The following is a 10,875-nucleotide window of genomic DNA, read 5'->3' as shown; positions in this document are numbered from 1 at the left end:
GTTAGGAATGGGGCTGGGTATGGGTTTGTTCGGGTTCATGCTGTATATGATAAGAGCCTGTTCCAGCCTGTAAACTGCCAGACCACCATCACTGCAATGGCATACTTAATGTTGGCACTGGTAAACCAGTTGATTTTCTCGTCCGGCAACAACGCACCCAACAAAGGCCAGGTGTTGAGGTGGGCGATAACCAGATTGATTACTCCGTTGTGGGTAGCAAAAAGGGTGTTGAAGATAAGGGCCACGGCCACCGTAGAGGTGATGTAGGGCAGAAAGTACACCGCAGTAACGAAGGTCTTGAAACGGCTCAGCACCATGTGAATCACAAAGGCCAGCGGGATCGCAATCAGGTGCTGAGGAACCCCCGAGAATACCCCCAGCCAGATGGTGTTCCACATGGAGCGCAGAAACATGGGGTCGGTGAGGGTGAAGGTGTAGTTCTCGAGGCCCACGTACTTCCACCGGCCCCACCCATCACTGGGTGTCCAGGCCTGAAAGGACATGTACAAGGAGAAAAACGTTGGGTACAAGCCAAAAATCAAGAAAAGGATAAAAAAGGGACTAATAAAGATGTAGGGTGCATAGCGCCGCTGGAAACTGCTCCAGCGCATGGCTAGGGTGGGGCCGTCGCCAGGGGTTGTGGTGTCAGCAGACTTTCGCACGGATGCTCCTCTTTAGGTAGCCTGGGGCCTTCCGGGCAAATGTGCCATAAGGTGATGGAAGCTTTTCCCCAGCCACAGAAAGGGGGGAGAAGGGCCTGCCCTTCTCCCCTTGGCTGGACTAGCGCATACGGCGTTCGATCAGCCGCTTGGCCTCGGCCAGGGCGGTCGGAATGTCCTTGCCCTCGTCCAGCACCTGCGCAAGCGCCTGGGAAACAATTTCGTTGGCAACACGGTCGTACTTGTTTGCCCGGAGTGGCTTTACCCGACGAGCTGCGTCACGCCACAGCAGCCGGGCCTGCTGACCACCCAGGAACTCGATGGGTTCATTGAACGAGGAGTCATCCTGAGCGGCCAGCAAGGAGGGAAAGGCACCGATGGCCTTGAAAGCGGCCACTTGCGCTTCCCTGGTGGTGGTTACAAACTTGATGAACTCCCAGGCCAGGGCCTTGTTCTTTGAGGTGCTGGAAATCGCATAGAAGCTACCGCCCCAGGAAGCGTACATACCCTCGGGAAGTTGCTGTACCCGCCACAGCCCCTTGGTTTCCGGGGCCATCCAGTTTTGCAGGTGGCCTTGCAGCCAGGCGCCGGAGAACTGCGTGGCTACGGTTCCCTTCTTGAAGGCGTCGTACCACTCGTTGGACCAGGCCCCAATCCGGGCGTCCAGGCCAGCAGCGCGAATGTTTTTGGCCAGCTCAAAGGCCCGCACGAAGCGAGGGCTATCCACGACCGGCTTACCCTGAGCATCGAAGTAGGGGCTGTTGTTGGCCGGGGTGGTGGCAAAAATGTTAATCCAGGCCACGTCGGCGGCATCGGCAATCAGGAAAGCGCCCGTAGTGGCCTTAATCTTGCGGCCTGCTGCAATGTAGCCAGGCCAGGTCATCATGTTTTTGGGATCCACCCCGGCCTTTTGCAGCACATCCACCCGGTAGAAGAAAGTACCAGGGCCAATATCCACCGGCATTGCAATAAACCGCCCGTCGGCTGCAGTGGCCTGGGCAACAGTGTAGGGGGTGAAAAGCTTCTTGTACTGCTCGGCGCTATATGGGGCTTTGTTCAGGTCTTCAAAGCCCTGCCCTTCCGCAAAGCGGCCCACAAACCCAATCTCGATAGCCGCTACGTCGGGCAGACCTTGCCCGGTGGCTAAAGCAGTGGTGAGGGCGTTGTGATGGTCAGCATACTGCTGGATCACCAGTTTGACTTCGACGTTGGGGTACTTCTTGTTGAACAACTGAATTTGTGCCTTGAGGGCATCGTCGAGGTTGGGGAAAACCCCCACCGTAAGGGTGGTCTTTTGGGCAAAGCCCAGACCAAACAGCGTCAGCAGTACCAAAAGTGACAGGATTCGCTTCATGGTTTCCTCCTAGATAAACAAGGTTTCCTGAGCCGGATTTGAAAGCGCTTTCAAAGTTTTTTTGCCGTTAAACCCACCTCCTTCACTCGGAAAAACTAAGTCACGGGGTGCATCACCAGAGCACCCGACGAACGTAGCATGGCGGTGGATTCCCGCACCACCAGGCGGGGGGAGAGTGGTTTGGGAGAGTAGTGCTGGCCTTCAAGCAAGGCCAGCACCAGCTGCGCGGCCTCCCACCCCATTTCCGGGCCGGGCTGCCGCACCGTGGTGAGGGGCGGGGTAAAGTAGCTCGAGCTCGGCAGGTCGTCAAAACCCACCAGGGAAACATCGTGAGGGACACGAATCCCCCGCCGGTACAAAGCCACGCTGGCGCCATAGGCCATCTGGTCGTTGGCAGCAAAGATGGCCGTAAACAACGCGCCTCGAGCCAGCAGCGACTCCACCGCCAGTACCCCAGACTGTTCCATATAGTCCCCCACTACAACCAGGCTGGGGTCGAAGGGTATGTTTGCGTCCTCGAGGGCCGCCCGATAACCCTCGAGGCGTTCGATGGCGTCGGGGTGTGAGGTAGGACCCGCAATGTGGGCAATCCGTCGGTGGCCCAGCTCGACAAGGTGCTGCACACCCTCGTAGGCGCCTTTCCGGTTGTCTATGCCCAAACACTTCAGGCCCGGTATTTTGCGGCCCACCACCACCACCGGCATGGTCTTGACCAGTTCCCGCAGCCGTTCCTGCGGTACGCTGCCGTCCATAACGATCAGGCCATCCACCTGGCGGCCCACCAGCACCTTCAAGGCCGCTTCTTCCTGGTCGGCCCGCCAGTGTCCGCTGGCAAAGATGGGGTGGTAGGCGGTTCCCTCGAGGGCCCGCTCCACGCCTTTGAGCATCTCGCCGTAATAGGGGCTGCTTATTTCCTGGGTAACCACCCCAATGGTCAGCGAGCGCCCCTGGGCCAGGCCTTTAGCCATGATGTTGGGGCGGTAGTGCAGGCGTTCAATGGCCCGCAAAACGGCTTCCCGCTTGCTGGCTTTGACTCGAGCGGTACCGTTGATGACCCGCGAAACGGTGCTGGGCGAGACCCCGGCCTCGCGGGCTACATCACTGAGGGTCACGGCTTCGCGCAAAATGCCTCCGGACTGGAATGACTTCTTGAATCAAGAGTAAATCAGATTTTGAAAGCGCTGTCAAGAGGTTTGCGCTATCTGCGGCAACCCTTTAGCAGCCAGCCCCCAGGGTGCGGGCTTACAGTTGCGTGCCCCTCCTGGGTGAGCGATGATAAGGCCCATGGACTTGCTGGTGGTGGTACCTCATCCCGACGATGAGGTGTTTGGGGCGGGCGGAACGCTCATCCAGTATGCCGACTGGGGCCTGGAAACCGGACTGATTACCCTGACCAAAGGTGAGGCCGGACGAACCCTGGGCCTTTGCAAGCCAGAGGAGCTGGGCGAGCAGCGAGCAAAAGAGCTTCGGCAGGCAGTGCAAATTCTTAAGCTGGGCCATTTCGAGCTATACGACTTCCCCAATGGGCTACCCAACAGTGCGGCAGAAGGAGAGGCCAGGGGTCACGGTTTTGCCACGCCGCAGGGGGTGGCCGATCATCCCGAAATTGTAGATTTACTGCTATGGCGCTTTGAGGTGCTGCGTCCCAGGGCCATCATTACCTTTGGCCCCAATGGCTCCAACCGCCACCCCGACCACGTCGCCACCCATCAGTTTGTGGTTAAAGCCGCCGAGAAGTCGGGGCAAAAGATAAAGCTGTTTTTCTATGCGCCCCCTCAGCCCTTGCCAGAATACCTGGAAGGCTGGCTACCCCCCAACCATGTGCGCCATTTGCCCATGGAGGTTTTGCTACAAAAATTACGGGCCATGGCCCAGCACCGCACCCAGGCCCTGTCGGTGCTCAACTTTATGGATCGCTTTAGCTACCGGCTGGCCACCGAGACCTTTCACCTGGCTGGTTACGAGGGGCCTGTGCAGCACGAACTGCTCTGGTATGCCAAGCCCTAAAAGCCGTGGCCGCAAATCGCATCCCAGTGGGCGCGCACGGGTGGGGAAGTGTTCCGGCTGACGGTTGTGTGGCACCCCCAAGGTTAGACTCAAACCCATGAGAGAGCGCATGTATGCCATCACCACCCCCGAAGAGGCCGATGCTTTTATTGACAGCCAGCCCATCACGGCCATCTTTAAGGCCGGAACCTGCCACAAAACCATGCAAGGCTGGGGCAACGTGGAAAAAGTCTTGCGGGAACGACCCGAAATTCCGGTAGGCATTATCAAGGTGGTGGAACACCGCCCAGCCTCGAACCGGGTAGCCGAGCGCACCGGCATTGTGCACCACTCGCCCCAGATTATTCTGTTTCGCAACGGACAGCCGCTTTTCGAGCTGAACAACTGGGACATTACCCTGGAGAACCTCGAGCAGCTCTTCAGCCAGCATCTTCCGGATGTTCGGGCCGAACACCCACAAGAAGGGGCTAAAAGCAACCTCGAGCCCTACAAACGCCTTTTGGATGCGTACCTGAGCGGGGCAGTAAGTGAGCAGCAGTTTACCTGGACCTACCTCAACATGTTCCGCGAGGACGCCTCGCTGCGCTCGCAGGAGGAGTTTGAGCTACTCAACTCGCTGTTTGGCAATCCTGATGAGCACCACATCCACCCCTTGAGCATCCTGCAGTTTGAGCAAGCCAACCCCCAGGCCACCCCCCTATATGAGCGGGCACAAAGCCTGCGGGCCCGGCTCGACACGCTCTGAAGCAGAGCCGTTTGCGTTCAACAACGCGCCAAGGTAGCCAAACGATAGACCCGGGGGCAGGCGCAGAAAGTGCCTGGAGAAAAACCCACCCCATAACCGGGGTGGGTCGGTTGCTTTCGGGCTACCCTTATCGCAATCTTCACAGGCGTTGCCTCCCATCCGGGAGGCAACTGTGCTGTGCAGGACGAAGCAATAAAGTTGTGAGCAGCTCAATATTTGTGAAGAGTGCTCTACTTCACAAAGTTGAAGTTGGCCCGGTAGGTGGTGCCATCGGTATAACGCACCACCACCTGGCGGCAGCTACCCGCCCAGGACTTCTCGGTTTTCCAGGGGTAGGTGTAGCGGTCTTGGAGCGGGTCGTAGCTAAGGCCACCGTTGCTGCTGGTAGGGTTGGTGCCATTCACGGCAGCCGTCGAGCCACAGGGAACAACCTGCCACCTGGGGTATCCCGGCGCAAAGATGTTAAGCCCTTTGTTGCCGCCCAGGCTAAAGATGAGCGCTATAGACTGGCCTGCATTGGCGGTGTTGAAGGCCGGGAAGGGCGCGATGGGGCCAAAGAACCAGGCGCCGGGCGCGGCCAGGTTCAGCCCCACCACCACCGGGTCGTGGTCGGACACCCGGTACTGGTCGGGGGCGTAGAGCAGGGCCTGCAGGTTGGGGGTCTTGAAGTCGGTGTTGTAGTCCAGCACGCTGGGTTCGTCGGCGTTGATGTGGTACTCGGCCACCCCGCTTACCTGCGCGTTCAGCGAGGGCGAGGCCAGGGCATGGTCGAGGTAGCCCCACTGCCCATCAAACACATACGAATACGCATCCGGGCCCAGGCGGGTCTCGAGCAGGTTGATATACCCCGCATTCTTGAGCGCGGTGATGGGGTCTTCCTGGGCATAGGCGTTGTAATCGCCAATCAGCAGAATGTCCGGGTCAGCAATGCCGGTGGGGTGGGTGGCCAGCCAGGCCGCCAGTTGCTGCGCGGCGTTGGTGCGAACCACATTGCAGTTGCCCTGGCCGTCGCCCTGATCGGGCAGGTCGCAGGCCGAACCCTTGCTCTTGAGGTGGTTCACGTTCACGATAAAGATAGCCCCATTGTCGTTTTGCTGGAAGGCCTGGGCCAGCGAGGCCCGGTTGCGCGGCGCACCATCGCCCGCATTGACGAAATCGGGGGTGTTGAGCACCGCGGTCTGGCCCACCGGCGTCACCCGGGCCGGCTTGTAAATCAGGCCCACCTTGATGGCATCGGTGCCCAGGGCATTCACCTGACCCGTGGCCGCATCGGCATCTATAAAGGCATAGGTTCCCGGTGCGGTGGCCTCGTTGAGCTTATCCACCAAAAAGGCAATGGCGCTATCCGGGCCATAGCCGTCGTTTTCCATCTCGTTGAAACCCAGCACATCCGGGTTCATGGCCAGAATGGCCGCCACCGTTTTAGGCCACTGGCGGTTGAACTCGGCCAGGGTATCGGCCCCACGGCAGTCGGTGGGCGTGCCCCCTACCCCATTGGTGCAGTTGTCCACGGTATCCGGCAGCCCGTCAAAGGTGTTGAAGAAGTTGAGCAGGTTGAAGCCCACCACCCGCAGTGTGCCACCCACATCAGGCGCGGTGGTCGGGCGCGGATTGGCTGCCACAAAGTTGACGTAGCCGTTCAGGGCCCCGATGGGCCGCACCCGGTAGGCGTTGCCACTGGCCGCATTGCCGGCCCAGGTATAAGTCATCACCCCCACAATGCCGGTGGCGGTGTCGCCCCCGCGCAGGGTATTGCTGGCGCTCAGGGGCTGGCCGTTTCGCCCGAACAGGATGGGGTCGGGGTTCTGGTTTTGCAGGGCATCGTCCAGAATGATGCGGTTGAGGTTGTTCTGGGCTTGCAGCGCATTGGCAGCAGCCCCCGGCGTGGTTACGTGGGTGGGCTGCTTGAGCCGCCCGCCCGACGAGAGCACCACCTGACCAAAGCGCCCAAGCTGGAAGTGCTCGGTTACGTAAAGGGTCTGGGGCAGGCGCACCAGCATACCCTCGTAACGCTCGGCCTCGGTGGGAGAGGCAAAGGGTAGGGTTACGTCGGTGGGCGCTACGGTTCCGGTGCCGCACTTGGTAATGCTGGTGGCGCTAATCTGGGTCTGATCCTGGAACTCAGCCGCGGTTCCCACCACCCGCACCACATCCCCCAACGCAACGCTGTCGTTGTTGGCGTTAAACACAAAGATGCCGTCGGAAGTATTCGCATCCCCGTCGCCCGTGGGATCCTGGATATAAAAACCCCGCAGGTTAGGCGAAGGGCCTTCGTAGTCGCCCACCACCACCCCCCGGGTGGTCACGCTGCCCGTGATGGCCGCCGACAACCCACTGCCCTGAATCTGGTAAATGGGGGTATGGGGCAGGTCGCAGACCGAGACCGGGTTGAACTCGAGCACAAAGTTGGCGCTTAGGGTGTCGGGTGGGTCGAGGGTATCCACATCCGAGACCTGGGCCGCAAACACCGTAAGGGTGCAGCTCTCGGTGGAGACAAAATCGGTGTTGGGGTTGATGACAAACTGCGTCGAGGTGGCGTTGGCCGTGACCACCGTATCGGCCACGGTGCGGGTTCCGCTGGAGGAGCAGGTGATGCTGAACCACTCACCGCTCACGTTCACCGGCTCGCTGAAGGTGAGGGTCAGGTTGGCGTCGGGGTTGATGGTGCCCCCTGCTGCCGGCGTGGTGGAGACCACACTGGGCGCCGACTCACCGCAGAAGTTGCGGGCCGAGGCCGTATTGCGCGGATTGGGCGCCAGGGCTTCAAAATCGCTAGCGTTGTTGTCGGTCTCGCTGCAGCCGTTGCCCTTCCGAAGCGCAGCGGTGGTGTTGGAGAGTGTGGGGGCGGCACCCGCGCCTTCAAAAAAGTTGGCGTTGCCGTATCCCACCAGATCGACAATCTGGGCCAGTTGGGCAGGAGAACAGGGGGTAGAGCCGCCGTTACAACCCAGCGGAGAAGTGCTCGAGACCAGCGCCACCTTGCCTGCTCCAGCAGCCATCGCAATGGGCGTGGGATCTATGAAATCGGGCGCAGGAAGTGCTGCACCCACCGTACCCCCTGCTTGCTGTACCAGGAAATACTGGCCCGGCTGAAGGGTAACGTTTGGCAGTTCGGTAAGCAGCGTACTGCTTGCGCCAAAGTTGCCGGTTCCGGTGGCACTGGTGTACTGGATAGACCAGCCGTTCAAGGAAACCGGCGTGGTTCCACGGTTGAACAATTCGACAAAGTCGTGGGTGTAGGGCGCACCGCTGTTGCCGCCCCCACCATACACCTGGCTGATCACCACCCCTTGCAAGACGGCCTGTGCAGCAAGTTTGGCCTGAGGTTGTGCAGACGGAACCTGGGCACAGGCTGCCAGCACAATCAGGGCGACGGATAGGATGCCCGTTCGTAAAGATGACACCATAGAACCTCCTGGACGCACCATATTGACCTACCGTCAGGGTAGTGTTGCAAACAAACCCCATAAAAACGGTCAGGCCTAGACTAACGCAAAAGCACGTTTCTTTCGACATTACTTTGGCGTATCTTTATGGCCCAAAGCAAAACCCCGGCCCTGCAGGCCGGGGCGAGGGAGGGGCGTATTCAGGACGCTTTTCCTCGAGTATTAATTTTGAACACCGCCCAGATGGGGCAGAAGTTGAGGGTGGCGGTTACCAGCATAACCACCCCCAGAAGACCAAACACCCAGGCCCAGATGCCGCTGCTACCAAAGAAGGCAATGATTAGAAACACCACCGCCAGGATGTAGCGAACCAGCCGGTCTGTACTGCCTACATTGGGAACCATAACTTCCTCCTCGTTGGAAGCGGGCCCTATTCATCCCACCGAGGTATCGCTTTGGGGTTCAGATTGGCCCGATTCCGGTTATATTCTACGCATTCCGCTGTGGGAGAACTGTGCCCAGATGCAGCCCAGCCCTCAACCCATCGCGCTAGGCCTTGCGCTGGGGTGCGGGGCAGGTGTTGACGCCCAGCGCGGCGTACAGCGGGCAGAAGCCCACAGCGGCCGTGAGCAACATGACCGCGCCCAATCCCGCGGCCACGTAGACCCACACCCCACCGGCCACCGTAAAAGCCAGCAGGAACAACACCACAGCCAGTACCAGGCGAATGATCCGGTCGGTTGTGCCTTCGTTAGGTTTCATATTCTCCTCCTCGAGCCGGTGCCTCTGGCATAAAGCCGCACCGCCGCTCCAATGGTTAGGCTATACTGCTTATTATGCTATTTCAATAGAGAAAATAGCGAAAAATAAATAGAACCCCCGGAGCAACCATGAGCACTCGCCCACTAATGGAATTCCTCAAACAGCACGGCCCCAGCACCATCAAGGAACTGATGGCCCACCTGGGCCTGAGCGAGACTGCCGTTCGACACCAGCTGAGCGGCCTCGAGAAAAGCGGCTGGCTGGCCAAAGAAGAGCGCCGCCTGGGCAAGGGCCGCCCGGCCACGGTCTACCGGCTGACCCAGGCTTCCGAAGGCCTCTTCCCCAAGCGCTACCCCGAGCTTCTGGACGCGGTGCTGGCAGAGGCCGAGCGGGAGGGCATTATCGAGCGGCTACTGGAAGGCGTAGCCGAAAGCATGGCCTCCGAGCTGCGGCGCAAGCTGGCGGGCCTCGAGGGACAGGCCAAGCTGGAGGCGCTGCTGGAGTATATGGACTACGGCGAGATGCTGGGCACCCTCGAGGAAACCCCCACCGGCTGGGAGCTCAAAGCCCACAACTGCCTCTACTATGCCACCGGACAGCGCTTCGAAGCCGTGTGCAACCTGCCGCCCAGGGTGATTACCAGGGCCACCGGCCTGCCTGCCGAGCGACCTTTCTGCCAGCGGGATGGGCAGCGGGCCTGCCACTTTTTAATCCAGAAGCGCTGAGCGCGGTTCTCACGAATGCCCAGTAGTGGGAGTACCATAGTCCCTACCACCTGCGCGTAAGAGGCCCGTCTTATAGCGTTGAACCAAGAACCCGGCAGGCCATCTTTTTGCGCTCCCAGGTTCTGCCCCTGGTCAATTGGGTTGCTTATGGTCAGGTTTGGTGTTCACTCGCCCGCGAATCTGCTCGAGGTGGTGTCGCTCGTGGTAGGCCAGGGTCTGGAGCCAGCCCAGGGCGGTCAGGTCACCCGCAAAGGGGTGGGCATAGGTCGGTGGTAGCGACAGGCCTTCGCCGCTCTCGGCCACCTCGGCCAGCAGGCGCTGGCGCACAGACTGCATCCGCTCCAGAAGCTCGGCGCGGGTTAAACCCCCCTTGGGCTCCATCGGGGGCGGGGCCAGCAGGCGGCCATCGGGTCGGGTCTGGCCCGGCGGCGAAGGCGGAAAGGGTTCGGCCTCGCCCAAGGCAACCTTGCGCAGCCGTCGGATAATCTTCCCTGCCGACTCCTCCACCAGGGCAATGTGCTCGAGCACCTCCGCTGGGCTCCAAACCTCTGGTTCGGGCCGTCGGAAAAGGGTCTCGTCGGGTAGGCTGGCAAGCAGCTGCAGCAGCTCTTGTCTCGAGCGCTCTAAATGCCTGAGGCAATTTTCCGCATCGCCAAAGCGGGCCAGCGTCTTTAGTGCAGAAGGCATGGGGAGATTCTACAAAATCCCGCTCAAGAACCACCCGGCCAGATTACGCTTTATCGAAAGCCTCACGCAGCTTGCTGGTAAAGGGCAGGCAAATTAAGCCTTTCAGGTAAAGCTCATGCACTGCGTCCACCCCGGCAATTTGTTGCAGTTGCTCGAGCGAAACCTGTACGTCGTGATCCGGCAAATGCACCTTGACCTGGTTCATGGTTCCAGGAACCCATTCACACTGTATGCTACCCGTCGTCAGACCTTGTTGAAGCGCCTGCATACTTACACCCCCCTCGCTGCTAAATGAAACCCTTATCTTAAAGAGTGTTTATAGCCGAACGGGTTGGGCTGGAGTAGTGAACAATGTCCCGTTATTGGTAACCCATCAAATAGTTCGTTCTGAAGGTATTTTATCGGGCATGTATGAGGATTGGTTCAGAAGTACCCGGGGCGCCTTCAGGACACCAAAGGGGCATCACCGGCATGGCCGCCTATTTACATCCCCCAGGCTCTTATCATATACAGCATGAACCCGAACAAACCCATACCCAGCCCCATTCCT

11 protein-coding genes are annotated in these 10,875 nt (G+C 59.7%); 3 read left to right on the top strand and 8 right to left on the bottom strand.

The window, feature by feature from the left end:
- Window positions 1-35: 35 nt before the first annotated feature.
- From ABWU19_RS13065 to ABWU19_RS13055, 3 genes are all read right to left on the bottom strand, one after another.
- Window positions 36-662, bottom strand: coding sequence for a carbohydrate ABC transporter permease (locus ABWU19_RS13065; RefSeq protein ID WP_435902107.1), 627 nt, complete (start codon window positions 660-662; stop codon window positions 36-38).
- A gap of 118 nt (window positions 663-780) precedes the next feature.
- Entirely contained in the window at window positions 781-2,013 is a 1,233-nt protein-coding gene (locus ABWU19_RS13060; RefSeq protein ID WP_435902106.1) for an ABC transporter substrate-binding protein, read from the bottom strand.
- 95 nt (window positions 2,014-2,108) lie between these two features.
- A complete protein-coding gene (locus tag ABWU19_RS13055; RefSeq protein WP_435902105.1) occupies window positions 2,109-3,137 on the bottom strand; it encodes a LacI family DNA-binding transcriptional regulator in 1,029 nt (342 codons plus the stop codon).
- Window positions 3,138-3,297: 160 nt separating this feature from the next.
- Here ABWU19_RS13055 and ABWU19_RS13050 point away from each other — a divergent pair, with 160 nt between their 5' ends.
- A complete protein-coding gene (locus tag ABWU19_RS13050; RefSeq protein ID WP_435902108.1) occupies window positions 3,298-4,020 on the top strand; it encodes a PIG-L deacetylase family protein in 723 nt (240 codons plus the stop codon).
- A 97-nt stretch (window positions 4,021-4,117) separates the two neighbouring features.
- Window positions 4,118-4,765, top strand: coding sequence for a monothiol bacilliredoxin BrxC family protein (locus tag ABWU19_RS13045; protein ID WP_435902104.1), 648 nt, complete (start codon window positions 4,118-4,120; stop codon window positions 4,763-4,765).
- A 230-nt stretch (window positions 4,766-4,995) separates the two neighbouring features.
- Here ABWU19_RS13045 and ABWU19_RS13040 read toward each other — a convergent pair whose 3' ends face one another.
- The 3 genes from ABWU19_RS13040 to ABWU19_RS13030 form a co-directional block, all read right to left on the bottom strand.
- Entirely contained in the window at window positions 4,996-8,172 is a 3,177-nt protein-coding gene (locus tag ABWU19_RS13040) for an ExeM/NucH family extracellular endonuclease (protein ID WP_435902103.1), read from the bottom strand.
- A gap of 179 nt (window positions 8,173-8,351) precedes the next feature.
- A complete protein-coding gene (locus ABWU19_RS13035) occupies window positions 8,352-8,555 on the bottom strand; it encodes a YgaP family membrane protein (protein WP_027878494.1) in 204 nt (67 codons plus the stop codon).
- Between the two features lie 145 nt (window positions 8,556-8,700).
- A complete protein-coding gene (locus ABWU19_RS13030; RefSeq protein ID WP_027878495.1) occupies window positions 8,701-8,913 on the bottom strand; it encodes a YgaP family membrane protein in 213 nt (70 codons plus the stop codon).
- A 146-nt stretch (window positions 8,914-9,059) separates the two neighbouring features.
- Between ABWU19_RS13030 and ABWU19_RS13025 the strand changes: the two genes are divergently transcribed.
- Window positions 9,060-9,638 carry a helix-turn-helix transcriptional regulator gene (locus ABWU19_RS13025; RefSeq protein WP_027878496.1) on the top strand — a complete coding sequence of 193 codons (579 nt, stop codon included), beginning with the start codon at window positions 9,060-9,062 and terminating at the stop codon, window positions 9,636-9,638.
- Between the two features lie 132 nt (window positions 9,639-9,770).
- Here the strand turns inward: ABWU19_RS13025 and ABWU19_RS13020 are convergent, their stop codons facing one another.
- Both ABWU19_RS13020 and ABWU19_RS13015 read right to left on the bottom strand, forming a co-directional pair.
- Entirely contained in the window at window positions 9,771-10,325 is a 555-nt protein-coding gene (locus tag ABWU19_RS13020) for a DinB family protein (protein ID WP_435902102.1), read from the bottom strand.
- A 43-nt stretch (window positions 10,326-10,368) separates the two neighbouring features.
- Complete coding sequence (locus ABWU19_RS13015; RefSeq protein WP_435902101.1) at window positions 10,369-10,530, bottom strand: hypothetical protein; 162 nt, start codon at window positions 10,528-10,530, stop codon at window positions 10,369-10,371.
- Window positions 10,531-10,875: the final 345 nt, after the last annotated feature.

The organism is Meiothermus cerbereus (assembly GCF_051297115.1).
GTDB classification, from domain to species: domain Bacteria; phylum Deinococcota; class Deinococci; order Deinococcales; family Thermaceae; genus Meiothermus; species Meiothermus cerbereus_A.
This window is presented reverse-complemented; position numbering and strand designations above follow the sequence as displayed.

Excerpts from the sequence above, each read along its gene's own strand:
- ABWU19_RS13060 (WP_435902106.1), bottom strand. The coding sequence starts at position 2,013 with ATGAAGCGAATCCTGTCACTTTTGGTACTGCTGACGCTGTTTGGTCTG.
- ABWU19_RS13040 (WP_435902103.1), bottom strand. The coding sequence starts at position 8,172 with ATGGTGTCATCTTTACGAACGGGCATCCTATCCGTCGCCCTGATTGTG.
- ABWU19_RS13030 (WP_027878495.1), bottom strand. The coding sequence starts at position 8,913 with ATGAAACCTAACGAAGGCACAACCGACCGGATCATTCGCCTGGTACTG.
- ABWU19_RS13025 (WP_027878496.1), top strand. The coding sequence starts at position 9,060 with ATGGAATTCCTCAAACAGCACGGCCCCAGCACCATCAAGGAACTGATG.
- ABWU19_RS13015 (WP_435902101.1), bottom strand. The coding sequence starts at position 10,530 with ATGAACCAGGTCAAGGTGCATTTGCCGGATCACGACGTACAGGTTTCG.
- ABWU19_RS13020 (WP_435902102.1), bottom strand. The coding sequence starts at position 10,325 with ATGCCTTCTGCACTAAAGACGCTGGCCCGCTTTGGCGATGCGGAAAAT.
- ABWU19_RS13050 (WP_435902108.1), top strand. The coding sequence starts at position 3,298 with ATGGACTTGCTGGTGGTGGTACCTCATCCCGACGATGAGGTGTTTGGG.
- ABWU19_RS13045 (WP_435902104.1), top strand. The coding sequence starts at position 4,118 with ATGAGAGAGCGCATGTATGCCATCACCACCCCCGAAGAGGCCGATGCT.
- ABWU19_RS13035 (WP_027878494.1), bottom strand. The coding sequence starts at position 8,555 with ATGGTTCCCAATGTAGGCAGTACAGACCGGCTGGTTCGCTACATCCTG.